This window comes from Oceaniovalibus sp. ACAM 378, assembly GCF_008085915.1.
Taxonomy (GTDB): Bacteria; Pseudomonadota; Alphaproteobacteria; order Rhodobacterales; family Rhodobacteraceae; genus Oceaniglobus.
This window is the reverse complement of sequence record NZ_VSJK01000018.1, coordinates 84,799-98,518: the sequence shown is the minus strand read 5'-3', so window position 1 is coordinate 98,518 and position 13,720 is coordinate 84,799. Positions and strand designations below refer to the sequence as shown.

At 60.0% G+C, this 13,720-nt stretch carries 10 protein-coding genes; 4 read left to right on the top strand and 6 right to left on the bottom strand.

Annotation, left to right across the window (positions count from 1 at the left end):
* Positions 1 to 75: 75 nt before the first annotated feature.
* The 6 genes from FQ320_RS20375 to FQ320_RS20350 form a co-directional block, all read right to left on the bottom strand.
* Complete coding sequence (locus FQ320_RS20375; RefSeq protein WP_187394004.1) at positions 76 to 471, bottom strand: hypothetical protein; 396 nt, start codon at positions 469 to 471, stop codon at positions 76 to 78.
* Between the two features lie 113 nt (positions 472 to 584).
* Entirely contained in the window at positions 585 to 1,391 is an 807-nt protein-coding gene (locus FQ320_RS20370; protein WP_148475168.1) for an alpha/beta fold hydrolase, read from the bottom strand.
* A 198-nt stretch (positions 1,392 to 1,589) separates the two neighbouring features.
* Positions 1,590 to 2,753 (bottom strand): integrase arm-type DNA-binding domain-containing protein, encoded by a 1,164-nt coding sequence (locus tag FQ320_RS20365; protein WP_148475167.1) that lies wholly within the window; start codon positions 2,751 to 2,753, stop codon positions 1,590 to 1,592.
* 160 nt (positions 2,754 to 2,913) lie between these two features.
* Positions 2,914 to 3,936: a DUF2235 domain-containing protein gene (locus FQ320_RS20360; RefSeq protein ID WP_255509638.1), complete on the bottom strand. Its 1,023-nt coding sequence runs from the start codon at positions 3,934 to 3,936 to the stop codon at positions 2,914 to 2,916.
* On the bottom strand, positions 3,923 to 6,229 hold the full coding sequence (locus FQ320_RS20355) for a xanthine dehydrogenase family protein molybdopterin-binding subunit (protein WP_148475166.1): 2,307 nt from the start codon (positions 6,227 to 6,229) through the stop codon (positions 3,923 to 3,925). Before FQ320_RS20355 ends, FQ320_RS20360 begins: the two co-directional genes overlap by 14 nt.
* A 111-nt stretch (positions 6,230 to 6,340) precedes the next feature.
* Entirely contained in the window at positions 6,341 to 7,480 is a 1,140-nt protein-coding gene (locus FQ320_RS20350; RefSeq protein ID WP_148475165.1) for a type III PLP-dependent enzyme, read from the bottom strand.
* A 237-nt stretch (positions 7,481 to 7,717) separates the two neighbouring features.
* Here FQ320_RS20350 and FQ320_RS20345 point away from each other — a divergent pair, with 237 nt between their 5' ends.
* The 4 genes from FQ320_RS20345 to FQ320_RS20330 all read left to right on the top strand — a co-directional run bounded on the left by FQ320_RS20345 (position 7,718) and on the right by FQ320_RS20330 (position 13,708).
* Positions 7,718 to 8,149, top strand: coding sequence for an Lrp/AsnC family transcriptional regulator (locus FQ320_RS20345; protein ID WP_148475164.1), 432 nt, complete (start codon positions 7,718 to 7,720; stop codon positions 8,147 to 8,149).
* Between the two features lie 105 nt (positions 8,150 to 8,254).
* The gene (locus FQ320_RS20340) at positions 8,255 to 11,386 is read left to right on the top strand and encodes a valine--tRNA ligase (RefSeq protein ID WP_148475163.1); all 3,132 of its coding nucleotides are present in this window, start codon (positions 8,255 to 8,257) and stop codon (positions 11,384 to 11,386) included.
* Positions 11,387 to 11,469: 83 nt separating this feature from the next.
* Positions 11,470 to 12,579, top strand: a complete 1,110-nt coding sequence (locus tag FQ320_RS20335) for a pyridoxal phosphate-dependent aminotransferase (RefSeq protein WP_148475162.1) — start codon at positions 11,470 to 11,472, stop codon at positions 12,577 to 12,579.
* Between the two features lie 130 nt (positions 12,580 to 12,709).
* The gene (locus FQ320_RS20330; RefSeq protein WP_148475161.1) at positions 12,710 to 13,708 is read left to right on the top strand and encodes a putative zinc-binding metallopeptidase; all 999 of its coding nucleotides are present in this window, start codon (positions 12,710 to 12,712) and stop codon (positions 13,706 to 13,708) included.
* The last annotated feature ends 12 nt before the right edge of the window (positions 13,709 to 13,720 follow it).

Below are 13,720 nucleotides of genomic sequence, written 5' to 3'. Positions count from 1 at the left end.
GAAGGCGGATAGAAAAATCTGCATGAGGATGAGGACTCCGTGAACGCAATCCCCAATTCAGAATCCATCTCGCCCTCACAGGCAAGAGCGACCGTTCACGCCTTCAGTTCCAAACGCGATTCCCCTGTCCATGCTCACAGACATAATGGCATAAGGTGAAGACCCGACAAGAACTTTGAACGCTTCACTTACGCGCCGCTTAGCTACCAGTTCATGTTCAAATGCTTGGCGGTGCTCGTTTTGGAACATGCTGAAATGGGCATTGACCATGCGACCGTCGGACAGGGTTGCACTACCATTCATATATACAGCAACACGTGTGCCGTCGGGTCGTTCAAGCTCTATGGAAATTTCCGAAAAGTAACCCTGCATGAGCAGAAGCGGCCGCAGATGAGTTTCGAAATAGATCCGGCCTGCTCTCGACAAAATATCGGCGAAACGAACGCTTTCGCCTTGCCCAGCAGCATCCATCGCCAGCCACCTTCTTAGCGTGACATTGGACTTTTGGATATGACCCGCCCCATCCATGACCACAAGACCACAAGGCCATAAATCAGGATGCATCAGGCCATCGAAGCCACTGCTCACGCGGCAATACGCGGCCGCACAAACTCAGCGAGCGCCTCTGTCGTTGCTTCAGGATAGCTGATATGTGGGCAGTGGCCCGTTGCTTCCAGTACTATCAACTCAGCGTTCTGCATATTGTCCGTCAGCCAAGTCCAGACAGATGGTGGCACCAAAACGTCGTCTTGACAGTGCAACACCAAGGTAGGCTGCGCAATAGCCTTCACGTCGCTGCGATGGTCGCTGAGAAACGTGACCCTTGCAAAATGTTTGGCGATGGCTGGATCAGTTTGGCAAAAGCTATCCGTCAATTCCTTGGCGAGTTCCGGGCGATCTGATGCCCCCATGATCTGCGGTGCCATCTCGTGCGCCCACCCCAGATAATTCACGTCAAGAACATCGAGCAGGCCAAGAAGATCGCGCTGCTCGAATCCGCCTACATAGGGGTTATCGTTGGCATAACTGGGCGACGGGCAAATCATAACCAGTCTCCCGATCAAATCCGGACGACGTGTCGCGGCCAGTCCAATAGTCATCGCGCTCACAGAGTGGCCGACCGCGACCACATCCTTCAACTGAAGTTCTTCCAATATTGCGATCAGGTCATCCGCATGGCCATCCAAGGTGGCATAGCGGACCATGTCATAATGCGTTGCTGCAGACTTCCCGTACCCCATGAGATCATAGGTAACGACGCGAAAATCCTTTTCAAAGGCTGGGGCTACTTTGCGCCACATGCCACTGTCACAACCGTAACCATGCAAAAATACGATAGCCTTATCGCCGGACCCGGTGATGTTGACTGCGCAACGTTCGACTGTAGACATCCTGCTCTCCATTCGGTCCCATGGAAAATATATACGGCGTCTCCATACCGCAAACATAATTAAGCGCCAAGAGTTATTCTTGTTGATGAAGTGAATTCAACAAACAGCCCGAATGCACATAATGCTATGTTGCAGCGAATGTCTCCTTCCCGCCCTTCCTTCCGGCGTCCTCAAAGCACCGGACACGGGGCGACCTTGTCACATCCTAACGATTAGATAATCTGCCCATGCGGACATGTAGGGTCTGCGCCGCTCCAAATAATCAGCACGGTTATAGGCATCCTCCACCTCATTGACGACAAAATGTCCCAAGCAGGCCTCAGCTACTTCCCGCGAACACTCTGTGCGGTCAGACAGCCAAGTCCGCATTGTGGCGCGGAACCCGTGTGGTCGGGCTTCAAGGCCACGGAAGACCATCAAGTTGCGCATCGCCATTTTGTTCAGTGATCCGTCTCGACTGTTGGGATAAAGATAACCACCCTGCTCGATCGCGCGCGCCAACTCGATCACTCGCAGCGCTTCCATGGACAACGGCACGCGGAAGGGTTTGCAGAATCCCTTCCGGCCTTTCACATGCTCGCTTGGGACCGTCCAGATATCGCCTTCAATCTGCTCGAGACGCATGTTGTTGATCGCGTCCGAGCGAACTCCGGTCAGCATCAACATACGGAGTGCCAGTTCGACAGGCACGAGATCGCTAAGCGATTGGTAGAACGAGGGCGCATCGGCCCAGTCGAGAGCCGCGATATGCGTGACTTGGTGCCGCGGTGCGCCAAGTAAGATCCGCGCCTGCTCGACGATACTGAGATTCACGTCGAAGCCCTCGGCGGTAGCATATGTCAGGATCAGCTTCAGTCGGGACAGCGCCTTCTTCGCTGTTACGGGCGAGGTCTCCCAAACATGGGAGAGGGCGTGCTTGATGTCATGTTGGTCAATCTTCACGACAGGAATCATACCCAGATGCGGCAGAAGATGATTCTTGATCGGACTAAACCACGAGCCATCCGCGCCATCATGTTTCAGAGTCGATCGATGAGCTTCAAACGCAGCTTGCGCCAAGATATGAAACCGGCCTGCCTCCGCGCTGGCCAGATTTCTTTGCCGTTGCTTGATCTTGACGGGATCATCGCCATTTACCACGATCCGCCGCATTTCCTCTGCTGCTTTCCTGGCGTCTGCGAGCGAGAGGAGTGGATAGGCGCCCAGTCCCATTTCACGCTGTCGCCCATACAATGAAAACCGAAAGCTCCACTGGGCGCCGCCGTCCTTCCTCTTGAACAGCCAAAGCCCCTGACCGTCGCAATGCTTTCCTGATGGCAGCGATCTCAACTGCGCCACCGTATAGAATTTTGATTTTGCCATATGCCTACCTCCGAAATATCTACAAACTCAACTGGCACTGCCCGGAAGCTACCGAGCCGCAGTGAGACGCTACCTCGCTAAAATTAAAGCCAGATTTAAAATCTCGGCCTTCTATGAGATCGCGTGATACGGAAGTGATACCCCTCCGGCGGGAGTATTTTTACAAAGAAGAAGACGACGGGATCGATACAGGCTGGGCGGTGGGATGTATCTGCTCGCTGGCATCAACCCCGAAGGGACGGCGTGCACGGTTCAGGAACAGTTTTGCCCAACCGCGGACCAATCCGGCCGAGGGTGCGTCTGGGTCGGTGGGGAACCGGCTGCGCCAATCGTCAGGCAGCGGGAGCTGGCATTCGGCGGCGTTTTCCAGCATCCAGACCAGAGGAATGTTGGCCAGCGGGCGACAGGCCGACAGGCAGTATTGATGGCCTCCGATGTCGCCATGGGTGCCACGAAACCACATCTGCACGCAGGTTGCTTTTTGCTCTGGCGTGGTTTGCCACAAGACCGGTTCATAGGCGCGGCGGGTTTCGTTCAGTGCCAAGGCATGAAACGCGTGGCGCGTGGTGCGGCCAAGGTCGTGATTGTGGAACGCATGGTGCGGCTGGGAATAGCGCCAGAGCAGGGGCGCGCGCAGGCCAAGCGCCTTGACCGTATCGAACACACCGATCATTTCGACCTGAACGCCTTCGTGGCAATAGGCGGCGGAAAAGGCGCGGGTCACCTCGGCCTCGGGCGCTTTGCGGTACAGGCGATAGGCGGCGGTGATCGTGCGCACTGTCGCCTGATCGCTGCGCACCAGCCCCACCCGGTCGATCACTCCGGCCAGCGAACGCACCGCATAGGCGCCACGGGAAAAGCCAAACAGGAATATCCGGTCGCCCGGCCGCCAGCGCGACGCGAGCGCGCCATAGGCCCGCTGAATCTGTGAGTTCAGACCGCGCCCGATGATCACGTTGCGAACCTGGCGCCAGCTGTCCCACTGCAGTCCCGGTTCGTATCGCACGGAAAGGTCGGTGCGTGGGGTCAGTTCATCCAGCAGTTTCCAGATCAGACCGGCATTGGTTTCGCACCCCGGCTCCAGCGATGACATGGTGCCGTCCAGTATGACCACATGATCGACCGGCCCACGCCAGGACGCAGGACCGGTCTGATGGATGCGGCGTTGTTTATTCCGCCGCAATCCTTGCCCCACCCGCTTGGTTCAGGACTTGCCAGACGCGATGTGGCGTGAACGGCATGTCGATCTGGCGGATGCCCCGGTCCCAGACCGCGTCCAGCACCCCGTTGGCCACCGCCGCAAGCGCGCCAACGGTTCCCGCCTCGCCGCAGCCCTTCATGCCAAGAATGTTGGCCGTCGAGGGTACCGGTTGGGTGGAAAACGCAATCATCGGCAGGTCGTCGGCCCGGGGCATGGCGTAATCCATGAAAGTGGCGGTGAGCAACTGCCCTTCGTCCGAAAACACCACCCGCTCGGTCAGCGCCTGTCCGATCCCTTGTGCCACCCCGCCGTGCACCTGACCTTCGGCCAGCATCGGATTGATCAGATTGCCGAAATCATCGACCACCGTGTATCTTTCAACCGTCACCACGCCGGTTTCCGGGTCGATCTCGACCTCGGCCACATGAGCGCCGTTGGGAAAGGACCGCCCGGGCAATTTGGCTGTTTCGGTGATTTTCAGCAGGTCGGCGCGCCCCTTGTTCCGGGCCATGGCCGCAACTTCGAGCATGTCGGGGGTTTCGTTGCGCCCCGTGGCACGGAAGCGTTCGTCGTCAAAGCTCACATCCTCGGGGGCGACACCCAATTCATCGGCCAGAAACGCGCCGAACTGGCTCACCATCTTTGCCACGGTGGACAGTGTGGCGTTGTTCTGCGTGGTGACTGATCGAGATCCACCGGTGCCACCGCCATGGGGAATACGATCGGAATCGCCCTGCACCACACTGATTGCATCCATCGGAATTCCGGTCTGATCGGACAGGAATTTGGCATAGACGGTTTCGTGGCCCTGTCCGTTGCTCTGGGTGCCGACAAAGATCAACACGGTGCCGTCGTCCTGAAATTCGACCGCTGCGGTTTCGGACGGATCGCCGAGAATCGATTCGATATAGTAACACAGCCCCTGCCCGCGCAACTGCCCCCGGGCTTCGCTGTCGGCGCGGCGCGCGGCAAACCCGGCGCGGTCGGAATGTTCCTCGGCGCTGGCCAGAAGCCGGTGGAAATCGCCCACGTCATAGGTTTCGCCGACCGGCGTGTCATGGGGGAAGGCATCGGCGGGAATAAAGTTTTTCCGCCGGATTTCCCAGGGATCGACGACCAACTCGCGGGCGGCGTAATCGATCATCCGTTCCAGTGCGAAAATCGCCTCGGGGCGGCCAGCGCCGCGATAGGCATCGACTTGGGTGGTGTTGGTGAACACGCCGGTGGCCTGCATCCAGATCGTCTGAACGTCATAAACACCGGTCAGGACGCGGGAAAACAGCTGTGTCTGGATGAATTGTGCGAAAGTGCTGGAATATGCGCCCATGTTGCACCGGGACGTGATGCGATAAGCAGTAATCTTGTTATCGTCGTCAAACGCCAGTTCCGCCTGACTGACCAGATCGCGACCCGCGTTGTCGGACAGCATCGATTCCGTCCGCTCGCCCATCCAGCGGACGGGGTGTTTCAACTGTATCGCCGCCGCCGCAAGCATCAGGTATTCGGGATATGCAAAGCCCTTCATCCCGAAACCGCCACCCACATCGGGGGTGGTAATGCGCACCTGTTCGGGCTTCAGATCGAACGTCTCGGACATGTCGGTTTTGAGCCCCCAGACGCCCTGCCCGTTGAAACAGACATGCAGCCGGTCATTGGCCCATTCGGCATAGGCTCCGCGTGGTTCCATCGAATTGCAGATCACCCGGTTGTCGTCAATCGACAGGCTGACGGTCTTCGCTGCGGCCTTGAATGCGGCTTCGGTTGCGGCCTCGTCGCCCATGCCCCAGTCGAAAACCACATTGTCGGGCGTGTCATCGTGAAGCGTCTGTCCGCCCGGTACGACGTCCAGTTTGACGGGCAGATCGGTATAGTCGAATTCGATCAGTTCGGCCGCATCCCGGGCCTGCGCAAGAGTTTCGGCGACAATGAATGCCACCGGCTCGCCCACGAACCGCACCCGGCCTTTGGCGAGGAACGGACGTTCGGCGCCCGAGCCCTTGGTGCCATCGCGATTCTCGACGCGCGAAAATGCCATCGCCAGTCTGGCACCCATGGTTTCGATATCTTCAGCCGTCAGCACAAGACGCACGCCGGGTGCCGCGCGGGCGTCGGCGACATCGATTCCGTCGATTTCGGCATGGGCCACAGGACTGCGAAAAACGAACCCGTACAACGCGCCTTCGGGTGCAATATCGTCGACATAACGCCCACCCCCGGTGAGGAAACGTACATCTTCGACCCGCTTGGCGGGCTGCGATTTGCCGAATGCGTCCATGGTGTTCTCCTGCGATCGTCGCGCTATTCTGTCGTCGCAGACACTAACGGCAGCCGGGGCCATGTCCAGCCCCGCCTGCCGCTGATTTCATTTCACGCGCGCGGACAGGCTTCAGTGCAGCGCCATGACGGTGACGATCTGGAAGTTGCCAAAACCGTTGAACCGGGTCACCGTGGCGGTGGAATAGGCGCCGAGCCCGTGAAATATTACATGATCGCCCTCGATCATATCCCCCGGCAGCACCAGCTCACCCGGCAGCCGGTCGACACTGTCACAGGTCGGGCCAAAGACGATGCGTCCGGTTCCTTCGCCGGTGCGATGCTCGCCCTCGGGCGAACGCACTTCGACGCGGTCGATGATGCCGATCAGCGGCAGTTCCGCCAGCCCACCATAGACTCCATCGTTCAGGAAAACATGCTCATCGTCGCGAATCGCACGCACCTGAGTCGAAAGGGAATAGGATTCGGCCACCAGACCGCGCCCCGGCTCGCACACCAGATCAGGGCGTTCTTCGCCAAAGGCTTCACCGGCCACCCGGTCGATCAGCGCAAAGATCGTCTCAAGCTCGGGTGCCACATCGTTCAGACGATGCGACGGAAAACCACCGCCCACGTTCAGCCGCGATATCCGGACACCGGCGTCATCCGCGATGCGCGCCGCCGTGCGGATATAGGCATCCCAAGCCATCGGATCGGTACACTGCGTGCCCGGATGGAAGGTCAGCGAGGCGACGAAACCCATGTCCTGCGCGGCCTTCAGCAACTCCGTCGCCTTTTCGGCGGTCGCGCCGAACTTGGCGCCAAAGTTATAGGCCGCACCGTTCACCGGCAGCTTGAACCGCACGGCGATTTCGGCCCCGGCAGGAACGATCTCGTGCAGTTTGGTCAGTTCAGAATGGCTGTCGACGCTGAACGATGTCACGCCCAACTCGACGGCGCGGGCAATTTCGCTGCGCGACCGGACGGGGTTGTTGTAATGCATGGCAGCCCCGGGCGCGATGCGGCGGATCAGGTCGATTTCAAAGATCGAGGCGACGTCATATCCCCGGATACCGGCAGCGGCCAGATTGGCCACCACCATCTCGTCGGGGTTGGATTTCACCGCATAGGTCACAAGCCCTGGAAAACCCGTCAGAAACCGTTTCGCCGTCGCCTGAAGAACCATCGGCGCAAAGAACAGCACCGGATCGTCCGGCTGTTCGCGGGTCAGAAATTCGGTCGGATTTGAAAAGATGGTTTTCGAAAGGCCCATGGTCCTGTCTCCTCAAGCATTTGGAGCCGCGTTTCTCTTGCCCTTCGGATCATTTTGACCCGTCAGTTGGGAGGTGCCTGCAAAGGTTCACCACACCAGGTCAGGTACGAAACGCGCGCCCTTAACTCCTGAGTTCTGTGGCGTCATATGCTGGTTGCTTTTACCGATGAACAGAGTTGAACTGTGCAGAAACGTCGTTAATATGCGCGGTCGGACGGGCGAATTGATGGGAATCTCATGGACGAACTCGATCAGCGCCTGTTGGCCGCCCTTGTGGGCAATTCCTCGACCTCCACATCGCAACTTGCGCGTCGATTCAAGGTTGCGCGTTCCACCGTTCAGGCGCGGATCGAACGGCTGGAAAGCACCGGAGTGATCGCCGGATACACGGTCAAACTGGGCCGTGCCCTTTCGCTGAAACGGGTGCGCGCCACCGTCCTTGTGCAGTTGGAACCGCGCACCGTGGCCGCCGTTATCGCGCGCCTGCGTGACATCACCGAGATCGAGACGGTGCACAGCACCACGGGACGGATAGATCTGATCCTGCAACTGGCCGCCGAGACAACCGAAGATCTGGACCAGACGCTGGACCGGATCGTGGCGATCCCCGGTGTGCGCGACACCGAAAGCCTGATCCATCTGTCCACAAAGGTCGACCGCCCGACCTGACTCCGCGGCTGATTCTTCACCGTGCAGGTCCGCCCGCCGCGAACCGCTCTTTCCCTTGCCGTCCCGCTTCGCTATTTCATTATTAACGCGAAAAGGGGACAGCAGATGCCGATGGAAAAGACATTCCAGCCAAATCAGGCCGAAGACCGGCTTTATGCCGCCTGGGAAAAGGCCGGCTGCTTCGTCGCCGGCGCAAATGCCTCGCGCGCCGAAACCTTCTCGATCATGATCCCGCCGCCGAACGTCACCGGCTCGTTGCACATGGGACATGCGTTCAACAACACACTTCAGGACATCCTGATCCGCTGGCACCGCATGCGCGGCTTCGACACGCTGTGGCAGCCGGGCACCGATCACGCAGGCATCGCCACCCAGATGGTGACCGAACGTGTCATGGCCGCAACTGGCGAGCCTGACCGGCAGACAATGGGCCGGGAAGCCTTTGTAAAGCGCGTCTGGCAGCAAAAGATTCTGTCGCGCGGCACAATCATCGGTCAGTTGAAAAGCCTCGGCGCCTCCTGCGACTGGTCGCGCGAGGCATTTACCATGTCCGGCGCACCGGGTGCCCCCAAGGGGGAAGAAGGCAATTTCCACGACGCGGTGATCAAGGTTTTTGTCGATCTGCACGAAAAAGGGCTGATCTATCGCGGCAAACGTCTGGTCAATTGGGATCCGCATTTCGAAACCGCGATTTCTGATCTCGAGGTGGAAAGCACCGAAGTCGACGGCCACATGTGGCACTTTAAATATCCGCTGGCGAATGGCGCAACCTATGAATACATCGAAAAAGACGCCGACGGGAACGAAATCCGGCGCGAAACCCGCGATTATATTGCAATCGCCACCACCCGGCCCGAAACCATGCTGGGCGACGGAGCGGTGGCGGTTCACCCCTCGGACGAACGCTATGCCTCCCTCGTCGGGCAGTTGTGCGAAATCCCCGTGGGGCCAAAGGCACACCGCCGGCTGATCCCGATCATCACCGATGAATATCCCGACCCCACCTTTGGCTCGGGCGCGGTCAAGATCACCGGGGCCCATGATTTCAACGACTATGCAGTGGCCCAGCGCGGCAACATCCCGATGTACCGCCTGATGGACACCCGCGCCCACATGCGCGCCGATGGTGCATCCTATGCCGAGTGCGCCGCCCGGGCGCAGGACATCGCCAGCGGTGCGGCGTTCACCGGAGCCGAGGTCGACACGCTCAACCTCGTTCCCGACGACCTGCGCGGCCTCGACCGGTTCGAGGCCCGAAAGCAGATCGTCGCGCAGATCATCGCCGATGATCTGGCCGTCATGGTGCGTGTCGAACCCCGCGACGACGATGGCGCGGTCTGCTTCGCCCCCGAAGGCGATGAATGGCTGCCCCTGATCGAGAACAAGAAGATCATGCAGCCCTTTGGTGACCGCTCGAAAGTGGTGATCGAGCCGATGCTCACCGACCAGTGGTTTGTGGACACCGCAAAGATCGTCCAGCCCGCCATCGATGCCGTCCGTTCGGGCGAGGTGACAATCCTGCCTGAACAGGACCGCAAGGTTTACTTCAACTGGCTCGAAAATATCGAGCCATGGTGCATCTCCCGTCAATTGTGGTGGGGGCACCAGATTCCGGTCTGGTACGGGCTGGATCTGCACACTTCCTCTTTCCACGACGACGGGGACAACGCACTCGACGAGGTCGAACTGCTGTCGCTGCTGACCCGCGACCATCTGATCCACTCGGGCCGCCGCCACCATTGTGCGGTCGACATCGCAGCCGTGGCCGACAAGTTCCGCGACGATCTGGCCGCGCTGCCCAGCCCGCTCTTTGCCGCCCGGGTGGTCGAAGTCGCCAACCGGGACGAGGCGGTGCACCGGCTTGCCGCATCTCTGGCCGAATACAACGTCAGCCAAGACCCCACAAAGCTGGCCTATCCGGTGTGGCGTGACCCAGACGTGCTTGACACATGGTTTTCCTCCGGCCTCTGGCCGATCGGCACACTCGGCTGGCCCGAAAACACCGAAGCGTTGCAAAAGTATTTTCCCACCTCCGTCCTGATCACCGGTTTCGACATCATCTTTTTCTGGGTCGCCCGGATGATGATGATGCAATACGCAGTCGTGGGGCAGAAACCTTTCGAAACGGTTTACGTCCACGCGCTGGTGCGCGACGAGAAGGGCAAGAAGATGTCGAAATCCCTCGGCAATGTGCTTGATCCGCTTGACCTGATCGAAGAATACGGCGCCGATGCGGTGCGTTTCACGCTCACCTCCATGGCGTCCATGGGCCGCGATCTAAAGCTGTCGACCTCGCGCATCGCGGGCAACCGCAATTTCGGCACCAAACTGTGGAACGCTTTCCGTTTTGCCGAAATGAACGAAGTGCCCTTCGGTTCTGTTCACACGCGGAGTCAGGACGACGCGAAAAAGACGGTCAACCGTTGGATTGTCGGAGAAACCGCCAAGGTCCGGGCCGAAGTCGACGCAGCCCTTGAATCCTATCGTTTCAACGATGCCGCCAACGCGCTGTATGTCTTCGTCTGGGGCAAGGTCTGTGACTGGTATCTCGAACTGTCCAAACCCCTGCTGCTTGACGGCACCGCAGAAGAGAAAACCGAGACCCGCAAGACCCTCGCCTGGGTGCTGGACCAATGCCTGATCCTGATGCACCCGATCATGCCCTTCATCACCGAAGAGCTCTGGGGACTGGCCGAGCGGCAGAAAATGCTGATCCATGGCGACTGGCCCACCTACGGCGCTGAATTGATCGATGAGAACGCTGATAGGGAAATGAACTGGGTGATCTCGCTGATCGAATCGATCCGTTCGGTTCGCGGTGAAATGAACGTTCCCGCCGCGCTCAAGATTGATTTGCTGCAACTTGATCTCGACGCGGCCGGGGCAACCGCCTGGCAGAACAACGCGCCGATGATCCTGAAACTGGCCCGGATCAACAGTCTGGCCAATGCGGCCGCTGCCCCCAAGGGCAGCGCGACGATCACCGTGGCAGGTGGCACCTTCGCCTTGCCTCTGGCCGATATCATCGACGTTTCAGCGGAAAAGGATCGGCTGGTCAAAGCATTGGGCAAGGTCGACAAAGAGCTGGCAGGGCTGAACGGTCGCCTGAAAAACCCGAAGTTCCGTGAAAACGCCGCCCCCGACGTCATCGTGGAAACCGAAGCTCAGGCTGCCAACCGGGCCGAAGAGCAGACCCGGCTGCAAACCGCACTGACGCGCCTTCAGGAAATCGGCTAACCCGGTTTCTTCTTTGTCCAAATACTCCCGCCGGAGGCATCCGCCCCCACCACCCGCGCCATCCATGTAAAAGGGCCACTGCCATGTCCGCTTTTCTGACGCCCCATGTGGCCAGCCTTCCGGCCACGGTCCCTTTCGTCGGCCCTGAAGCGCAGGAGCGGCAGCGTGGCCGCCGATTTGCCGCCCGTATTGGCGCGAATGAATCCGTGTTTGGTCCCTCTCCCCTCGCCCTTGCCGCGATGCAACGGGCGGCGGGCGAGGTCTGGCAATACCCTGACCCCGAGAATTATGACCTGCGGCAGGCGCTTGCCACACTCCACGCAATCGATCCGGGTCATATCCAGATCGGCGAAGGAATCGATACGCTGCTTGGGTATCTGTGCCGGATGACTGTGGCGCCGGGGGTGAACGTGGTCACCAGCGACGGCGCCTATCCGACCTTCAATTATCATGTCGCTGGCTATGGCGGCACGCTGCACAGGGTGCCCTACCGCGACGATCACGAAGACCTTGCGGGGCTGCTCGCCATGGTGCGCGAACACGATGCACGGGTGCTGTACCTCTCCAACCCCGACAACCCCATGGGCACCTGGCACAACGCGGAGCGGATTACCGATCTGGTGGCGAACCTGCCCGATACCTGCCTGTTGCTGCTTGACGAGGCCTATGTCGAATGTGCCCCGGCCGGGACCGCCCCGGACATCGCACCCGACACCCCGAATGTGATCCGTCTGCGCACTTTTTCAAAGGTTTACGGCATGGCGGGGGCACGGGTTGGCTATGCCATCGGGCCGCGCGACCTGATCGCCAGTTTCGACCGGATCCGCAACCATTTCGGCATGACCCGGATCGCGCAGGCGGGCGCTTTGGCCGCCCTGCAAGATCAGGAGTGGCTGGCCGGTGTCATTTCCGACATCGCCATCGCTCGCGACACCATTGCCGGTATTGCCCGCGCCCATGGCCTTACCCCCCTGCCCTCGGCGACGAATTTCGTCACTGTCGATTGTGGCCGCGACGGAGCCTTTGCCCGCCGGGTTCTGGCGGGGCTGATCGACCGTGACATCTTTGTCCGCATGCCGTTTGTTGCGCCGCAGGACAGGTGCATCCGCATCGGCTGTGGGACGTCGTGGGACATGGCGCTGCTCTCCGAGCATCTGAGCGGTGCGCTCGCCGACGCATCGTCCGAAGTCTGAATCGCGGGTGGGTCATGCAAGCCCTGTGCCAAGGCTTTGCCTTGCACCTGCGATCCAACCCTCCACCGCGCGCTTGCGCGCCTCGCTGCCGAACCCCATCTGATACAGACTCGATTTTGGGATCCAGAATATGAAACGCTTTTCCTGCCCAAGCTGTGGCAACGAAGTTCATTTTGACAACGCGGCCTGCGTCGTCTGCGGCAGCGCCTTGGGCTATCTGCCCTCTGCTTTTGACATGGTCACGCCGGTGCACCCCTGTGCCAACGCTGAACCCGCCGGGTGCAACTGGCTGGTCGAGGATGGCGAGCTGTTCTGCGCCGCTTGTCGTCACAACCGCACCGTTCCTGATCTGAGCAACGACGAGAACCGCACCCGCTGGGCCGCCATCGAACTGGCCAAGCGGCAGTTGTTCTATTCGCTGCACCGCTGGGGGCTGCCCACCCCGGTCGGTGATGCGCCCCCCGCACTCGTGTTCGATTTTCTGGCCGACGAAATCGCCAAGGACGGCAGCGCGAAACCAGTCCTGACCGGCCATGCCAATGGGTTGATCACGCTGAACATTGCCGAAGGCGACGATGCCGAGCGTGAGGCGCGGCGCGCCGCCATGGGCGAACCTTATCGCACGCTGGTCGGGCATCTGCGCCATGAGATTGGCCATTTCTATTGGGACAGGCTGGTGCGTGACAGTGCCCAAACGGACCGGTTTCGCGCCCTGTTCGGCGACGAACGCGCGGACTATGGCGAGGCTCTGAAACGTCACTATGAGAACGGCCCGCCCGCCGACTGGCGGCAGAACCACATCACCGCCTATGCCGCCGCCCACCCGTGGGAGGATTTCGCCGAAACCTGGGCGCATTGGACGCATATGGTGGACGGGCTGGAAACCGCCTGGGCCTATGACATGGGGCAGCCGGGCGTGCGGTTCGACCCTTACGGCGCGCCCGATGCGCAATCCGTGATCGACGCCTGGGTGCCTGTGTCGATTGCCGTCAACGCCATCAACCGGTCATTGGGGCAGCCTGACCTTTATCCCTTTGTCCTGTCGGCGCCGGTGATGGACAAGCTTGATTTCATCCGGGACCTGATCGCGCCCCACCGGTCCACAACAAACGGGCCCACAACAAACTGAGCGTTGACCATA

Coding starts and splice junctions, on each gene's coding strand:
- FQ320_RS20345 (WP_148475164.1), top strand. CDS start 7,718: ATGGACGAACTCGATCAGCGCCTGTTGGCCGCCCTTGTGGGCAATTCC.
- FQ320_RS20335 (WP_148475162.1), top strand. CDS start 11,470: ATGTCCGCTTTTCTGACGCCCCATGTGGCCAGCCTTCCGGCCACGGTC.
- FQ320_RS20370 (WP_148475168.1), bottom strand. CDS start 1,391: ATGTCTACAGTCGAACGTTGCGCAGTCAACATCACCGGGTCCGGCGAT.
- FQ320_RS20355 (WP_148475166.1), bottom strand. CDS start 6,229: ATGGACGCATTCGGCAAATCGCAGCCCGCCAAGCGGGTCGAAGATGTA.
- FQ320_RS20375 (WP_187394004.1), bottom strand. CDS start 471: ATGGATGCTGCTGGGCAAGGCGAAAGCGTTCGTTTCGCCGATATTTTG.
- FQ320_RS20365 (WP_148475167.1), bottom strand. CDS start 2,753: ATGGCAAAATCAAAATTCTATACGGTGGCGCAGTTGAGATCGCTGCCA.
- FQ320_RS20330 (WP_148475161.1), top strand. CDS start 12,710: ATGAAACGCTTTTCCTGCCCAAGCTGTGGCAACGAAGTTCATTTTGAC.
- FQ320_RS20340 (WP_148475163.1), top strand. CDS start 8,255: ATGCCGATGGAAAAGACATTCCAGCCAAATCAGGCCGAAGACCGGCTT.
- FQ320_RS20350 (WP_148475165.1), bottom strand. CDS start 7,480: ATGGGCCTTTCGAAAACCATCTTTTCAAATCCGACCGAATTTCTGACC.